11 protein-coding genes and 1 pseudogene are annotated in these 18,017 nt (G+C 30.0%); all 12 read right to left on the bottom strand.

Annotated elements, in window-relative coordinates; genetic code table 11:
• On the bottom strand, positions 1-526 hold a 526-nt coding region (locus Q0W06_RS09350), incomplete at its 3' end, for a chemotaxis protein CheC (RefSeq protein ID WP_297634287.1).
• A 14-nt stretch (positions 527-540) separates the two neighbouring features.
• A pseudogene (locus Q0W06_RS09345) lies at positions 541-2,008 on the bottom strand (chemotaxis protein CheA).
• Between the two features lie 311 nt (positions 2,009-2,319).
• Entirely contained in the window at positions 2,320-2,958 is a 639-nt protein-coding gene (locus Q0W06_RS09340) for an HAD-IB family hydrolase (RefSeq protein WP_297634285.1), read from the bottom strand.
• Between the two features lie 119 nt (positions 2,959-3,077).
• Positions 3,078-4,271, bottom strand: coding sequence for a pyridoxal phosphate-dependent aminotransferase (locus tag Q0W06_RS09335; protein WP_297634281.1), 1,194 nt, complete (start codon positions 4,269-4,271; stop codon positions 3,078-3,080).
• 19 nt (positions 4,272-4,290) lie between these two features.
• Positions 4,291-5,103, bottom strand: coding sequence for a PHP domain-containing protein (locus Q0W06_RS09330; protein WP_297634278.1), 813 nt, complete (start codon positions 5,101-5,103; stop codon positions 4,291-4,293).
• 118 nt (positions 5,104-5,221) lie between these two features.
• Positions 5,222-5,593 carry a DUF1292 domain-containing protein gene (locus Q0W06_RS09325; protein ID WP_297634275.1) on the bottom strand — a complete coding sequence of 124 codons (372 nt, stop codon included), beginning with the start codon at positions 5,591-5,593 and terminating at the stop codon, positions 5,222-5,224.
• Positions 5,594-5,887: 294 nt separating this feature from the next.
• Positions 5,888-9,397: a pyruvate:ferredoxin (flavodoxin) oxidoreductase gene (gene nifJ, locus Q0W06_RS09320; protein WP_297634272.1), complete on the bottom strand. Its 3,510-nt coding sequence runs from the start codon at positions 9,395-9,397 to the stop codon at positions 5,888-5,890.
• A 310-nt stretch (positions 9,398-9,707) separates the two neighbouring features.
• Positions 9,708-10,790, bottom strand: coding sequence for an undecaprenyldiphospho-muramoylpentapeptide beta-N-acetylglucosaminyltransferase (locus Q0W06_RS09315; protein ID WP_297634269.1), 1,083 nt, complete (start codon positions 10,788-10,790; stop codon positions 9,708-9,710).
• Between the two features lie 16 nt (positions 10,791-10,806).
• Positions 10,807-12,579, bottom strand: coding sequence for a single-stranded-DNA-specific exonuclease RecJ (recJ, locus tag Q0W06_RS09310; protein ID WP_297634266.1), 1,773 nt, complete (start codon positions 12,577-12,579; stop codon positions 10,807-10,809).
• A gap of 15 nt (positions 12,580-12,594) precedes the next feature.
• Complete coding sequence (locus Q0W06_RS09305; protein WP_297634263.1) at positions 12,595-13,140, bottom strand: DJ-1 family glyoxalase III; 546 nt, start codon at positions 13,138-13,140, stop codon at positions 12,595-12,597.
• Positions 13,141-13,151: 11 nt separating this feature from the next.
• Positions 13,152-16,043, bottom strand: coding sequence for a DNA topoisomerase IV subunit A (locus tag Q0W06_RS09300; RefSeq protein ID WP_297634260.1), 2,892 nt, complete (start codon positions 16,041-16,043; stop codon positions 13,152-13,154).
• A gap of 17 nt (positions 16,044-16,060) precedes the next feature.
• On the bottom strand, positions 16,061-18,004 hold the full coding sequence (locus tag Q0W06_RS09295; RefSeq protein WP_297634257.1) for a DNA topoisomerase IV subunit B: 1,944 nt from the start codon (positions 18,002-18,004) through the stop codon (positions 16,061-16,063).
• Positions 18,005-18,017: the final 13 nt, after the last annotated feature.

Below are 18,017 nucleotides of genomic sequence, written 5' to 3'. Positions count from 1 at the left end.
AAATTGTATTTTTTTCTCTCTTGAATATAGTTTCAATATCTAAAATCTGCTTATCATACTGATATGATTCTAAAAAAACAGTTTCTAATATGGCACTTAACATATCATATGATATAGCTGGTACTGACGTTGTTATTTTTAATTGAGTAAATTCTGACATAGAGTTTATATATCCTGCTGATAAAACATTTGCCATTTCACTTAAAGCAGAATTTCCAAGTTCAGTTATACTCTTTTCTTTACACCCTAATAAATTCTCTATTATTTGTATAGCTATTTCCTTTTCAAAAACTATAAGAATATTGCCTTGAATCTCTCCAAGTACTCCAACAACTATTCCAAATACTTCTCTCTTTTTTGTTTTTTCACAAATTTTTGAAATATCTATTTCATTTACTACTGGTACAGTCATCTCTACTTTATGTCTTAAAAGCGTAGCTAGTGATGTTGCTGCATTACCAGCTCCTATATTAGATACTTCTTTTAATGCATCTAATTGAAGTAAACTAAATATCTTTTCTTCCATAATTTCCTCCTGCTCTAACACAAAGCTCCAACATCTAGTATTAATGTTACTAATCCATTTCCTAAAATAGTTGCTCCTACATATTCATTTAAATCTTTTAATGCTTTTCCTAAGGGTTTTATTACTATCTCTTGTTGTCCTATTAGTGAATCTACAAGTAAACCAAAGCTTTTATCTCTTATATTCACTATTATAACGAATTTTTTTTTGCTCTCTTTACACCTTATATTTAACTTTTCATTTAATCTAACTAATGGTATTATTTTATCTCTATAAAAAATAACTTCTCTTCCATTTGTTTTTCTTATAATTTCTTTGTTATATACTATAACTCTATCTATATAGTTCAATGATATTGCAAAAGTTTCATCTCCAACTCTAAGTAATAATGCTTGGATTATTTGAAGGGTTAGTGGCAATTTAATTATAAATGATGCTCCTACAGTTGCTTCATCACTTACAAGTTCTACAGAGCCCCCTAATGCAGTAATCTTTGCCTGTACAGCATCCATCCCAACACCTCTTCCAGAAATATCTGTTATAGTTTTATTGGTACTAATCCCTTGAACAAATATAAGTTTTTTTATTTCTTGCTCACTCATCTCTTTTGTAGATATTCCTATGCTCTCTGCTTTTTTCTTTATACCTTCTATATTTATTCCTGCACCATCATCTATAACTTTTATGATAGCCTTTGTTCCTTCTTGATATGCTTGCAATTTTATTGTTCCTATAGGATTTTTTCCTGCCTCCACTCTTTTATTTCTCTCTTCTATACCATGATCTGCTGCATTTCTTAATAAATGTATTAAAGGTTCTCCAATTTCATCTATTACTGTTCTATCTAATTCTGTTTCTGCCCCTTCAATTATAAAATTTATATCTTTATTAAGTTCTAACGATATATCTCTTATCATTCTAGGAAATCTATTAAATACTGTATCTAGTGGTAACATTCTTATTTTCATTACTAAATCCTGAAGGTCTGATGTTGTTCTCCCTACCTCTTCTAAATCCTTCTATATTAACTTGTCCTACCATAGATAAATCGTATTCATTTAAGCTTAATCCACTATTATATTTTTTTTCTTTCTCTATATCTGCATATTCATTAATTTCTTCTAATCTCTTTATTATTTCATCTATTTCAATTTTTTCTTCTATATTATCACTTATGTTTTTTGTCATTTTCTCTAGTGTATCTAAACATATGAATAATACGGTTATGATTTCTTGCGTTATCTTTATAGTTCCATTTTTAAACTTCGATAATACATCTTCCATTTTATGTGTTAACTCTACAATATCAATAAATCCCATGGCTCCTGCCATCCCTTTAATAGTATGAGCTATTCTAAATATTTCCTCTAATATATTTATATCATTCCGCTTTTTTTCTAATTTCAATAATAAATCATTTAAACTTTGAAGATTCTCAATAGATTCCTCTAGGAACATAGTCATATATTGAGATATGTCCACTATCATCTCCCTCCCTACCCTTTATCCTACTTTTCTTTTACTTTCCTCATCTTTTTCAAATCATTTTTCTATCCTTAAGGCATTCTCTAAATTCAATAAAAACTACTCTTTCTTTAAATTACTATGATTTTTGAGACTCACCTTTAAATATAGGTATTTTCCATATGGATATAATGTCCCTATGGAATTAACCTAATATCGCTTATTTTACATTTAATTGATTTTTTTCTATTTATTATACTTGTTTTATAATTATTCCCTTTTATTATATCACATTTTTTTACATTTATCTTCCATTTATGTCTTTTTTATTACTTCCATCTTAAGATTTCTATATTGTTTTTCTTTTTGAAATTTATTAAATATGGTTTACCCACTAAATCTAATAAAGGTTTATCGCTTAAAGAGTCTGAAAACATATATGATTCTTTAAAGTCTACATCAATTTTATTTTCTTTTAAATAAGATTTCAGTCTCTTAACCTTTTCTTCTCCTTTACAATTTGCCCCTTCCATCTCTCTTAAAAATTTTCCTTCTTGAAATTTAAATCTTGTTCCTATAATATGATCTACTTCTTTAATATTATAAAACTGATTTATATAAAACTCTGGTGATGCTGATATTAAATATACATCAAATCCTTCACCTTTTAGCTTACGTATCATATCTATTGCATCTTTATAAAGTATTTTTTCTAATTTATCTTTATAAAAGCCTTTTGTAACTTCCTCTAAATCTTTTTCTTCAATTCCATCAATGAATTTTAAAAAGCTTTCCTTTACTTTTCTCTCATCATAAACTTTTAATCCATACATCATTCCTGAGAATATTGCTCTTGGTAAAAACTTTAGATTTTTTTTATCCTTGTCTATTGCATATTTAAAAAACTGCATTAATGTCTCTTTTCTTGTTATAGTAAAATCAATATCAAATATAGCTAATTTTTTCATTTAATTCGACTCCTTCTAGTTTATCTATTATTTATTATATAATAGATTTTAATTTTAAGCATAAAAAAAATATGACCTTATGAATTTCTTATCCATAATAGCCATATTTCCTTATTTTTTTATTTTATTTCATTTAAAAATTCTTCTATTCTATTTAAACCTTTTTCAATGTTTTCAATAGATATAGCATAAGAAAGTCTTATATACTCATCTGCTCCAAAACCTATTCCTGGTATTACAGCTGTATTTTTTTCTTCTAATAGAACCTGAGAGAAACTTAAAGAATCTACTATCTTTCTCTCTTTATAATACTTATTATAAAAACTACTTACATCAACCATTACATAGAATGCACCTTTTGGTTCTATAAATGATATATTTTTTATAGATTTTAATCTTTCTATCATATAACCTCTTCTTTTACTAAACTCTAAGGTCATCTTTTCTAATTCATCTTTTGAGCCTGATAAAGCTTCCACAGATGCATATTGTGCAATTGAATTTGTATTAGATGTCATATGACTTTGTATGCTTGTCATTAGCTTAATAACTTCCTCACAGCCTGCTGCATATCCAACTCTCCATCCAGTCATTGCACTAGATTTTGAAAGCCCATTAATTAAAATAGTGTTTTCATATGCATATTTAGTTAAACTCCCTATACTTATATGTTTTTCATTTTCATATATAAGTTTTTCATATATTTCATCAGATATTATTACTAAATTATTTTCTTCTGCAAATTTTGCTATAACTAATAACTCATCTTTTGTATATATGGTACCTGTAGGATTATTAGGGCTATTTAAAATTATTGCCTTAGTCCTAGCTGTTAAACTTTTATTTAAGCTTTCAATAGTAAATTTATAATCATGATCTTTTCCAGTGTTTATAAATACTGGTACTCCATCAGCTAATTTTATAAGTTCAGGGTAGCTTACCCAATAAGGTATTGATACAATCACTTCATCCCCTGGATTTAAAATTGCTAAAAATGCATTTGCTAAAGATTGCTTTGCTCCAGTACTAACTATAATTTGAGATGATTTATAATCTAAGTTATTTTCATCTTTTAGCTTTTTTGAAATAGCTTCTCTTATTTCTAGTATTCCCGCTGTCTGCGTATACTTAGTTTTTCCTTCATTCATAGCATTAATTGCTTTATCAATTATATTTTTAGGTGTATTAAAGTCTGGCTCTCCTGCTCCAAAACTTACAATATCTATCCCCTTTGATTTTAATTCCTTGGCCTTAGCCGTAATATTTAATGTTATTGATGGTTCTATTTGCATGGCTTTTTTTGAAAATTGCATTATCCATACCCTCCCTATTTTACTTTATATTTAAAAGCTTATTTAATAAGAGTTCATTTATTCCTTGTGTACCTATTATGGCACCTTCTTCAGTGATTTCATGAAAATCACTTCCTCCTGTAATAACAAGCTTATATTTCTTACATAAATTATATAAAATATTTATTTGTTCTTTACTATGACTTGGATGATATACTTCTACCCCCATAAGTCCATAGCACCTTAATTCTTTTATAACATTTTCAATTCCCATACTTCTATATATCTTGCCGGGATGTGCAATTATAGGAATGCCCCCACTATTTCTTATTAATTTTATTGCTTCTTTATAAGTTAATTTCTTTCCCTTTTCATAAGCTTGCTTCCCCGCTATTAGATACTTATTAAAAGCTACTTTAAAATTTTCTTCATAACCACAATTCACTATTTCATTTGCTATATGTGCTCTTCCTATTGTAGGATTTTCTGCAATTAGCTTTTCTACATCTATTATAACTCCAACTGCCTTTAATTTTTCACATATCTTTCTAGCTCTTTCTCTTCGCTCTTCTTTTAATCTATCAATTGTTTTTATTAATATCTCATCATTTGGATTAATAAAATATCCTAGCATATGAATTTCTGTATTATTTATTTCAGCACTAACTTCAATCCCTGATATTATTTCTATATTTTTATGTTCTTTATCTATTATATACTGAGAATCAATAGAATCATGGTCAGTGATAGCAATATATCGAATTCCTTTATCTATAGATATTTTTATTATCTCTTCGGGTGTAAGCTTGCCATCTGAATAGGAAGAATGAATATGTAAATCTGCATATTTCATAACCTAACACCTTCCTTTTCTATATATAGAATATACCATTATTAATATCCATTGTAAATTATTTGTTTTTTTTATAAGTCAAAAAAAAGAGTGGAAAACCCCACTCTTTTAAATCTAATTATTCTGCTGACATAGCTTCTTCGTAGTATTTAGCAACTCTATCGAATTCTTCTTCTTCTGGAACTACTAATTCTTCTTCTTCACCATTTACTACTAATTTAAATAAGAAAACTGATCCATCTTCTGGGTGTTGAGCTAAAACGTAATCTGTTCCTTCATACTCAAAAGCATCCATTATAGGACATGATATTTCATTTCCTTCATCGTCTACTAAATCTACAACAAAATGTTCATGTTCATGTTCTTCTCCACATCCACAGTTGTCGTGTTTATGTTCATGACCTTCAGAACCACATCCGCAGTTTCCTCCGCATCCACATCCTTCTTTTTCTTCGCTATTACATCCACATTTATTTAATTCTTTATCCATGTTTATATTCCTCCTAAAATTTCTTCATGTTATAATTCTACCCTTAAATAGCTTAAAATAAAAGCAATTTCTTTAAGTTTTCTCTATTTTTCCTAATTTTTTTGATAAAATTTATGGTTATCTTCTAGTATTTTCATTTTATACATCAATTTGGTTTATATCTTTAAGATTTTCAAAATTACTTCTTATGTTATAACACTTTTTTAGTGTATCCATTATATTAAAATTATATACTTTCTTATACGTAAAAAAAAAGACTTAGACAATAAGTCTAAGTCTCTTTATCTTAAAAGATTATTTTCCAGCTAATTTTTTATAAGTGTCTAATCTGTCCATAGCATCTTTTTGAGTCTTTTCAAATAATGCTTCTGCAGCTTCTGGGAATGCCTTAGCAAGTGAAGCGTATCTAACTTCTCCCATTAAGAATTCTTTGAAGTCTCCAGTTGGTTCTTTAGAATCTAAACTAAATGGATTTTTACCTTCTTCTTTTAATGTTGGATTGAATCTGTATAATTGCCAGTATCCACAGTCAACAGCTTTTTTAGCTTCAACTAAGTTGTTACCCATACCAATTTTAATTCCTTGGCTGATACATGGAGCATAAGCTATAACTAATGATGGTCCTGGATATGCTTCAGCTTCAGCTATTGCTTTAAGAACTTGGTTCTTATCAGCTCCCATTGAAACTTGAGCTACATAAATATATCCATAAGACATAGCAATCATTCCAAGATCTTTCTTCTTAGTTCTCTTACCAGCAGCAGCGAATTTAGCTATTGCAGCAGTAGGAGTAGCTTTTGAAGATTGTCCTCCAGTATTTGAGTACATTTCTGTATCGAATACAAGAATGTTTATGTCGTCTCCTGAAGCAAGTACGTGGTCAACTCCACCGAATCCGATGTCGTAAGCCCATCCGTCTCCTCCGAAGATCCATTGTGATGGTTTTACTAAGAAGTCTTTTTCAGCTAAAATTTCTTTAGCGATTTCTTCTTTAGAACCTTCTAAAGCAGCTATTACTCTTTCTGCTCTTTCTCTAGTTCCTTCACCAACTTCAACTTCAGCAACCCAAGCTTCTAAAGCTTCTTTTGCTTCTCCAGTTAAAGTTTCAATTGCAGCGTTAGCTTTTTCGAATAATCTGTCTCTTATAGCTTTAGCACCTAAGAACATTCCTAATCCGAATTCAGCATTATCTTCAAATAATGAGTTAGCCCAAGCAGGTCCGAATCCTTTATGATTAGTTGTGTATGGTGTAGCAGGAGCAGATCCACCCCAGATTGATGAACATCCAGTTGCGTTAGCGATCATCATTCTGTCACCAAATAATTGAGTTACAAGTTTAGCATATGGAGTTTCTCCACATCCAGCACAAGCACCTGAGAACTCAAGTAATGGTTGCTCGAATTGGCTTCCTTTTAATGTTGTTTTCTTCATTGGGTTAGCTTTTGGTGAAACTTTTTCTATAGTGTAATCCCAGTTAGCTATTTCAGCTTCTTGAGTGTGAGCTGGTTTCATAACAAGAGCTTTTCCTGGAGCTGGACAAGCAACAGCACAGCTGCTACATCCTGTACAGTCAAGAGCTGCAACTTGGATTCTGTATCCTAATTCTTCGTCAGCTTTAATTCCTTTAGCTGGGATTATAGTCATTCCTTCTGGTGCATTAGCTTTTTCTGATGCATTGAATAAGAATGGTCTAATAGCAGCATGTGGACATACAGCAGCACATTGGTTACATTGAATACATTTGTCAGCATCCCATTCTGGTAAGCTAACAGCAACTCCTCTTTTTTCATAAGCAGCAGTTCCTGCTTCAAAAGTACCATCAACTAATTCCATTAAGTCTGAAACTTTTAAGTCAAATCCTTCTTGTCTGTTCATTGGTTCAACGATATTTTTAACAAATTCAGTTGCATTTTCAGCACCTTTAATTGCTTCTGGTTTAGCGTTTTTCCATGAAGCTGGGATTTCGATTTCTTGGATTAATCCAATACCTTTATCGATAGCAGCATTGTTCATGTCAACTACTTTTTGACCTTTTTTACCGTATGAAGTAACAACAGCTTCTTTTAAGTATTTAACTGCATCTTCAACAGGAATAATGTTAGCTAACTTGAAGAAAGCTGATTGCATTATCATGTTGATTCTTCCACCTAAACCTATTTCTTGAGCTATAGCAACAGCATTTAAAGTGTAGAACTTAATGTTGTTGTCAGCTATATATTTTTTATAGAAAGCTGGTAAGTGAGTATCTAATTCTTCTGGTGTCCAGATAGTATTTAATAAGAAAGTTCCGTTTTTCTTTAATCCATCTAACACGTTGTATTTAGTAACATAAGCTTGGTTATGACAAGCAACGAAATCAGCTTTATCTATTAAATAAGGTGATTTTATAGCTTTTTTACCAAATCTTAAATGTGATACTGTTATACCACCTGATTTTTTAGAGTCATATGCGAAATATCCTTGAGCATACATATCAGTATGATCTCCGATGATTTTGATAGCACTTTTGTTAGCACTAACTGTTCCGTCTGATCCAAGTCCCCAGAACTTACAAGCTGTAGTTCCTTCTGGAGTTGCATCGATATCTTCATGAGCTGCTAATGAAGTATTAGTTACGTCATCAACAATACCGATTGTGAATCCATTTTTAGGTTCTGCTTGTGCTAAGTTTTCGTATACTGCTGCAACTTCTGAAGGGTTAGGGTCTTTTGATCCTAGTCCGAATCTTCCTCCAACGATTACAGGAGCATTTTCTTCACCGTAGAAAGCACTTCTAACGTCTAAGTATAATGGTTCTCCAATTGATCCTGGTTCTTTAGTTTTGTCTAAAACAGCGATTTTCTTAACTGTTTTTGGCATAGCTGCTACTAACTTCTTAATGTCGAAAGGTCTGTAAAGTCTTACTTTAATAACCCCTACTTTTTGTCCGTTAGCATTTAAGTAATCAATTGTTTCTTCACATACATCTGTAGCAGATCCCATTGCAATGATTATTCTGTCAGCATCTGGTGCTCCATAATAATCGAAACAGTGGTATTCTCTTCCAGTTAATTTAGTGATTTCAGCCATGTATCCTTCAACAATATCAGGAATTGCGTCATAATATTTGTTAACTGCTTCTCTAGTTTGGAAGTAGATATCAGGGTTTTGAGCTGTTCCTCTTGTTACTGGGTGACTTGGGTTTAATGCGTTAGCTCTGAAAGCATTTAAAGCATCCCAATCAACTAATCCTTTTAATTCTTCAAAATCAAGAACTTCGATTTTTTGTATTTCATGTGAAGTTCTGAATCCATCAAAGAAGTTTACAAATGGAATTTTACCTTTAATAGCTGATAAATGAGCTACTGCTGATAAATCCATAACTTCTTGAACTGATCCTTCTGCAAGCATTGCAAAACCAGTTTGTCTTGCTGCCATAACATCTTGGTGATCTCCAAAGATACTTAATGATGATGTAGCTAATGCTCTAGCTGCAACATGGAATACTCCTGGAAGTAATTCTCCTGAAATTTTGTACATGTTTGGTATCATTAATAATAAACCTTGAGAAGCAGTATAAGTAGTTGTTAATGCTCCTGCTTGTAATGATCCGTGAACTGCTCCAGCTGCTCCAGCTTCTGATTGCATTTCTACAACTTTTACTGGTTGCCCGAATATATTTTTCATTCCTTTAGCTACCCATTCATCTACATGTTCTGCCATTGGTGATGATGGTGTTATTGGGAATATAGCTGCAACCTCTGTAAAAGCATATGATATATGTGCTGCTGCTGTATTTCCGTCCATTGTTTTCATTTTTCTCATCGCGTGACCCCTCTTTCATTATAAAAAATTATAAATTTAGAAAATTTATCCCTAAATAAAGCGATATCTCATTTAGGTTTTTATAATAAATAAAATTGAATTTTAAAAAGTTATTCCAACTAAAATTTAATTTTATTTAATATTTTGTGATGGCTAAACTTATAAAATCTTTTAAATATAATTAATATTATTTTTAATTTCTTCTATAGTATTTCCCATCCTCTTTAATTATATATTACTTTTTTTTTTTTGCAAGTTTAAAAAGGAAAAAAACTTGTTATTTTTTCCCTCTTTTGTCTGAATATCTGGTTTATTTCTTATTGTTTTCTATAGTTTTAGTTATAACACTTATTATTTCTTTCACACCATCATTCATATTACTGTTATTCATAGCTTCTATAAGTTTTTGTTTACTATTTTTTAACATAACAACTTGCTCCATTAGTCCAGTTTTAGCTAATACCTCTTCTTCAACCATTAATGAGAATCCTTCCTTCTTAAATGATTTCGCATTTAAAATTTGGTCTCCTCTACTTTGATTTCTAGATAAAGGTATTAAAAGTGTTGGTTTTTTTAATGCTAAGAACTCAAAAATAGAGTTTGCCCCTGCTCTTGATACTATAAAATCTGCTGCTTGCATTAAGTTTGGTAATTCTTCTCTTACAAATTCAAACTGTCTATATCCTTCAACATCTTCTAATTTAGGGTCTAAGTTTCCTTTTCCACAAATATGAATTACATTGTTTTCTTTTAATAGTTCATTTAAGTTTTCTCTTATTCCATCATTTATAACTTTAGCTCCAAGACTTCCTCCCATTGCTAGAATTACATCTTTATCATCATTAAACCCACAGAATTCTTTTCCTAATATCTTTGAACCTTTAAGCATTTCTCTTCTAATAGGGCTTCCTGTAAGTATTCCTTTTCCGCCTTTTACATATTTTAAACTTTCTCTAAAAGTAACACATAATTTATCACAGAAAGGTGCTGCTAATTTATTTGCAAGTCCTGGTGTAATATCTGATTCATGTGATATTACAGGAATCTTTTTCATAGATGCTGCAATTACTACAGGTACTGTTACAAATCCCCCTTTTGAGAATATTACATCTGGCTTTTCTTTTCCTAATATTCTTAAGGCTTGTATAACACCTTTTCCTACTTTAAATGGATCGGTAAAGTTTTTGACATCAAAATATCTTCTTAGTTTCCCAGAAGATATTCCATAATAAGGTATTCCCTCTCTTTTTATGATATCTTTTTCCATTCCATCTTTACTTCCAATATATTTTATTTCAAAATCTAATTCTTTAAGTGATGGAACTAATGCTAAGTTTGGTGTTACATGTCCTGCCGTTCCTCCACCTGTCATAATTATTTTATATTTTCTCAAAATATCCACTCCTTAATTATTCTGAAACTCTAAAGCTTTTGATGTTTAATTGAATATTTTTAATATTCCTAAACTCATTTATATCAGGATAATAAATTATATCCATATAAAAATTACATCTTCCACCATTATATTGCAACCTTAAAAATTCTTCTTCTCCAAAAGTATTTTCAAACATTTCTTTAAAGTCCTCATATTTAGTAAAATTTACTCCATCTATAGTTTTACCATTTTTCATAGCTATTTTAAACCTTAAATATTTTTTTTCTGCTCCCATAAAGAAAACATTCGTAACATGAACTTTTTTTCCTCCAAAACATGGAGATGGATTAGCCTTTCCAAATGGTTTCATTCTATTTATTTCATCTAATAGCTCATAATTTAAATCTTCTAAAGCTAAGGTCGTATCAATATGCACCTTTGGCGTTATATCATCTTCTGTTAATTTTGCTATCTTATTTAATTTTTCTCTTAATTTATTTATATTTTCTTCTTTTATAGATAATCCCGCTGCCATAGGATGACCACCGAACTTCTCCATAAGGTCTTTGCATTCACTTAATTCTTCAAACATATTATATTCTTCTATTGATCTTGCGGAACCTTTAGGCATTTCTTTTCCCTTAGTTAATACAATAGTTGGTAGGTTATACTTCTCTTTTATTCTTCCTGCTACTATTCCTGCTATACTTTCATGAATAGTATCTTCGTAAACAACAATTACCTTATCATTATTTTTTATTTCTTTTTGAACTTTTTCTGTGACTTTTTCTACACTTTCTAAAGTTAACTCTTGTCTAATTTTATTTAATTCATTTAATTTTTCTGCTAATTCCTTAGCTCTATTTTCATCTTCTGTTATTAAAAGCTCTACTGATATATCTGCTATTTCTAATCTTCCTGTTGCATTTATACATGGTCCTATAACAAAACCAAAATGATATTCTGCAATTTCTTTTCCTTCAAGCTCTTTTACTTTTATTAATTCTTTTATTCCAATTTTATTTGTGTTTCTTATTAATTTTAGACCCTCTTTAACAATAATCCTATTTTCATCTAAAAGATCTACTACATCACATACTGTTGCTATTGATACATACTCTAAAAGTTCAAAAACCTCTTCTTCTATTCCATAAACTCTATATAATCCTTGTAATACTTTAAAGCTTACCCCTGCTCCACATAGCCCTTTAAATGGGTATGTACAATCTTCTCTCTTTGGATTTATTACAACATCTGCCTCTGGCATTTTCTTTACTTTAACTCCATCTTCCTCAACTATAGGAATATCGTGATGGTCAGTTAAAATTACTTTCATTCCTAAATCCTTAGCAAGTTTCACTTCTTCAAATGCTGAAATTCCATTATCACAAGTTAAAATTATTTCTGCACCCTCTTCTTTTAAGATCTTTATTCTGTCCTTATTCATACCATATCCTTCAGATTCTCTATTAGGTATATGATATTTAAAGTTTGCATTTAATTTTTTTAAGCCCTTATATAAAACTGCTGTACTACATACTCCATCACAATCATAGTCACCATAAATAACTATTCTCTTCCCTGTATCTATAGCATCTTTCAATATATTAACAGCCTTCTCTAAATCCTTCATGGCAAATGGATCATGCATTTCTTTTATATCACCATATAGGAAAAGAGAAGCTGCTTTTTTATTATCAATTCCTCTATTACTTAAAAGTCTAAGGGTTAATAATCCTTCGTTGCACTCTTTTTGTAATTTTTGAAATTCTGTCTTTTTGTTCTTTAAAAGCCACTTCTCTTTCATTAATTTACCACCTATCTAATTTTTATAAAGCATTCCTTTTTCTAAGCTTAATGCTTCTTCTTTTTTATCAAGTTGTCTTAAAATTTCATAAGCAAATTCCATTGCTGTAGCTGGTCCTCTACTTGTTATTATATTACCATCAACTACAACAGATGTTTCTTTATAATTCACTTCTGCCTTATTTACTAAAGCATCTGGATAAGACGTTATATTTCTACCCTTTATTATTCCATAGGCTTCTAGTGCTATTGGTGCTGCACATATTGCTCCTATTTTCTTTTCATTTAAGTTCATTTCTACAACTATTTTTTCTAATTCTTTTGAATCTCTTAAATTTGCAGACCCTGGCATTCCTCCTGGAAGAACTATCATATCAAATTCTTTTATATTGTCATGTAATATTATATCTGCCTCTACCTTTATTCCATGAGAACCTGTTACAAATTTATCTTTTAAAGATACCATTTTACAATCAACATTTCCTCTTCTTAAAATATCAACAACTGTTAATGCTTCAATTTCTTCAAATCCTGAAGCTAACATTACTGCAACTCTTTTCATTTAAATCACCTCTAATTTATTTTTTGTAATGATATTGATTTTATTTCATCTTCCATAGTAAGTTCTACTATAGTTGTTCCTCTACCTGCTCTATTTTGCAGTTTCAATTCTTTTATCAATACATTTTCTTCTCGTTTTTCTTTAGTAGTTATAACCATTTTATAATCTTCTTCTTCAAAAAGTCTAGCATAAACTACTTCTTCTCCATCTTTTAATGTAATTCCTGTTACTCCTGAGGTAACTTTCCCCATAGTACTTACTCCTGATGCTGGGAATTTTATTCCTACACCTTTTTTAGTCATTAATACAATATTTCCATTTTCTAATGACTCTACAAATACCATAACTACTCTGTCATCTTCTCGCTTTAATTTATAATAAACTTGTGTATTATACTCTCCTTGGAATTCATTTAAAGAAGTTTTCTTAATTATTCCCTTTTTAGTTACAGCATACACACCCTTATTTTCATCGTATTCTTTTACTGATACCATTTTTATTATAGATTCATCTTTTTTAAGTCCATCTATAATAGTACTTAAACTTAAGTCTTCATTTATAACTTTTTCTACTAAGAAAGCTTTTATCTTAAAGATATTTCCCTTACTACTAAATAGAAGTAAATCGCTTAAAGTATCAGTATATGTTTTTAATTCATCATTTCTACTTATTCTACTTGTAAGTTTTAATATATTTTTATTTCCTAAAGCAACTCCAAATTCTTTTACCTCTAGTTCTTTTGAATATTCACATTGAATAACTGAATCTTTTTCTGATAAGTTAAATAAATATCTTCCAAGTAAATTTCTAGGAGTATTTTTAACTTCTCCTATTTCTAAATTAAATTCAAGTCCTAGTGAAGTTTTAACTTTTAAGAAGTCTTCTTTATTTTCACCTTCGAATAAAGTCGCCTTAATAATAGTTTCTTCTTCTTTTAATTTTATAGCTTGTAACTTTGAATAACTTGTTTTAAAGTTTTCTAAACTAGTATTCTTAATCATTCCAGTATTAGTTATGAATTGAACATAATTATTTGGATTTAATGTTGTTACTGAGAAAATATTTACTATTCCATCTTCTTCTTGATTAAATCCTCTTATTAAATCTTCTATTCTTTCACCTTTATCTTTCCATTTTCCTTCTGGAATATTTATTCCTTTTAATTGATACATATTACCTTTGCTTGTAAAAATTAAAAGTGAATCTCTAGTATTAGATTGAATTAAGAATTTTAAGAAGTCTCCTTCTCTATAATCTATATCATCAGCTTCTGCATTAGATCTTAAATAGTTTTTATGTGGCATTCTCTTTATAAATCCATCATTAGATATTGTTATCATAATATCTTCAACTACAACTAAGTCTTCAATATCAATCTTAGCTTCACTATCATCTTCTATGATAGCAGTTCTACGAGGGTCTTTATATTTTTCTGTAACTTCTATAAGTTCCTTTTTAACAACTTTTAAAAGTTCTTTTTCACTACTTAATATTTTAGTTAATTTCTTTATAATCTTTTCAAGCTCTTCATATTCTTTTTTATATACATTAATTTCTAAGCCTGTTAATCTATAAAGCATCATCTCTAAAATGGCATTAGCTTGAATTTCACTAAATTCAAATCTTTCCATTAAATTCATAGCTGCATCTTTTTTAGACTTTGATGCTCTAATAGTTTTTATAACTTCATCTAAAACATCAATAGCTTTAATAAATCCTTCAACTATGTGGAATCTTTTTTCAGCTGTTTCTAATTCTTTTTTACTTCTTCTATATACAATTTCTTTTTGATGGTTTACATAATGCTCAATTATAGTCTTTAACCCCATTTTTTCTGGTTTACCATCTGCTAATGCAACCATATTAAAGCTTATATTACATTGTAAATCTGTTTTCTTGAATAAATATTTTAAAACCTTATCTACAATTTTTTCATCTACTGCTTTTTTAAATTCTATAACAGCTCTTATTCCATTTCTATCAGATTCATCTCTAATATCTGTTATACCTTCTAAAACTTTAGCGTGTTTTTTATCTCCAGTCATTTCTGAAATAGTTTGAAGAATTCTTGCCTTATTTCTTCTATAAGGGAACTCACTAATAACTATTCCAAGTCTTCCATTTTCTAAAGTTTCAATATTTGTCTTAGCTCTATAGCTTACTTTTCCATCACCTGTTTCATAAGCTGCTAAAAGTGAATTCTTACCTATAAGTATTCCACCTGTAGGTAAATCAGGTCCTTTTATATATTCCATAAGACCTTTTGTATCTATATCGTTATTATCTATATAAGCAAGTATTCCTTCTGTAACTTCACCTAAATTATGTGGAGGAATATTAGTTGCAAGTCCAACTGCAATACCAAAAGTTCCATTTACTAAAAGATTTGGATATCTACTTGGTAAAACCTTTGGTTCCATTTCGCTATCTGAGTAGTTAGGAACCATTTCTACTGTATCTTTTTCAATATCTCTTAACATTTCCATAGCAATATTAGATAATCTAGCTTCTGTATATCTCATCGCAGCAGCTCCATCACCATCTATAGAACCCCAGTTACCATGTCCATCGATTAATGGATTTCTTGTACTAAAATCTTGTGCTAATATTACCATTGCATCGTATACTGATGTATCTCCATGCGGATGGTATTTCCCTAGTATATCTCCAACAATTCTTGCTGATTTATAATAAGGTCTCTCTGGATATGCTTTTAGCATATGTGCTCCATAAAGAATTCTTCTATGAACTGGTTTAAGTCCATCTCTAACATCTGGAAGTGCTCTATCTTTTGCTACTTCTATTGCATATGGAAGATAGTTATCTGGCATAGCTTCTTCAAGTGGAACTCTTATTATATTTTTATCTAGTGGTATTGGATTATTAGTTGTTTTCTTTGCCATATTTTAATTCCTCCTTTTTAGAATTCTCCGTATTTATACATATATTTTCTTCTTGGTTCTACTATGTCTCCCATAAGTAATGAAACCATTTTTTCTGCTTTTGCCGCATCATCAATTGTAACTTGTAGAAGTGTTCTTGATTCTGGATTTAATGTTGTATCCCATAATTGATCTGGATTCATTTCCCCAAGTCCTTTATATCTTTGGATTAAAGCTCCATTTCCAATTTTCTTTTTAACATCTTCTAATTGTTCATCTGAATATGCATATTCAAAAACTTCTTTATTTTTAACTTTTTTATATACTTTATAAAGTGGTGGTTGTGCTAAATACAGATGTCCATTTGCAATTAAAGGTCTCATATATCTATAAATATATGTCATCCATAATGTTCTTATATGGTATCCATCTACATCGGCATCACTCATTATAATTATTTTATTGTATCTTAAATCATTTTCACTATAATTATCTAGTGTTCCTGTCCCTAGTGCTGTATTGAATATTTTAAGTTCTTCTGAAGCTAAAACATTTTCAAGCTTTTGTTTTTCAGTATTCATTATTTTACCTTTTGATGGCATAATACTTTGGAATCTTCTATCTCTAGCTTGTTTTACAGAACCTCCTGCAGAATCTCCTTCTACAACGATAAATTCATTATATTCTTTTTCTTTTCCTGTACAAACTGCAACCTTTCCTGCAAGTGGCGCTGTTCCTTTACCTATTTTTTTCTTTTCTGCTTCATTAATCTTTTTGATTTTCTCTCTTCTTTGTGCAGCAGCTAAAGCATTGTTTATTATTCTTGTTCCAAGTTCTTTATTATCCTCTATCCATTCACCTAATTTTGTATAGGCTACTTCATTCATCATAGTATAAGCTTCATTATTTCCAAGCTTAGTTTTAGTTTGTCCTTCAAAAACTGGATTTGAAATCTTTATTCTTACGATTGCAGTCATTCCTTCTCTTAAATCGTCTCCTTCAAATTCCTTATCCTTTTCTTTAACTATTCCAAGCTTTTTAGCCCATTCTTTAAAAGCTCTAGTCATTCCAGTTTTAAATCCTGTTTCATGAGTACCAGCTTCAGTGGTTGGAATATTATTAACATAACTTGCTATGTTATCTGTAGTCGAGTCTGTAAATTGCATACAAACTTCACCTTCCATAGCAATTCCTCCAATTTCTTTTGAACCCTCAAATAAAATTGGATCTTTATGAAGAGGTGTTTTACTTTCATTTAAATATTCAATAAAGTCTAAAAGTCCTCTTTCTGAATAATATTCCTTTTCGACTACTTCACTTTTACGTCTGTCTATAAGCTTTAACTTCATTCCTTTATTTTGGAATGCAAGTTCTTGTAACCTTTCATCTATTATGTCAAACTTAAATTCTGTCGTTTGAAATATAGCTTTATCAGGTAAGAAAGTTACTCTTGTTCCAGTATCCTTGCACTTTCCAACTTCTTCTAAGCTTGTTACTGGAGTTCCTGGCATCATTTTATTTAATTCTTTATCAAATGCATATTCAAATCTTTGCTTATATATTTTTCCATTTTGATGTACTTCTACCTCTACCCACTTTGAAAGGGCATTAACAACTGCTGCCCCTACTCCGTGAAGTCCTCCTGAAGTCTTATAGTTTTTATTATCAAACTTTCCTCCAGTATGTAATTCAGTATATACCATCTCCACTCCACTTTTTTTCTTTATAGGGTGTATTCCTGTAGGTATTCCTCTACCATTATCCATAACAGTTACACTTTTATCTTTATTTAAAACTACTGTAGCTGTATCTCCATATCCATTTGATATTTCATCTATAGCGTTATCTAATATCTCCCAAACACAGTGATGTAATCCCTTGCTTCCAATTGACCCAATATACATTCCTGGTCTCATTCTTACTGGTTCTAATTTTTCTAAGGACGTCAGCGACGTAACATCATATAAATTTTTATCTTCCATGCGACTTCCTCCT

It is taken from the genome of uncultured Clostridium sp., from assembly GCF_947072515.1.
Classification (GTDB): Bacteria; Bacillota; Clostridia; order Clostridiales; family Clostridiaceae; genus Clostridium.
The sequence above is the reverse complement of the archived record's forward strand: the minus strand, read 5'-3'. Positions and strand labels throughout refer to the sequence as shown.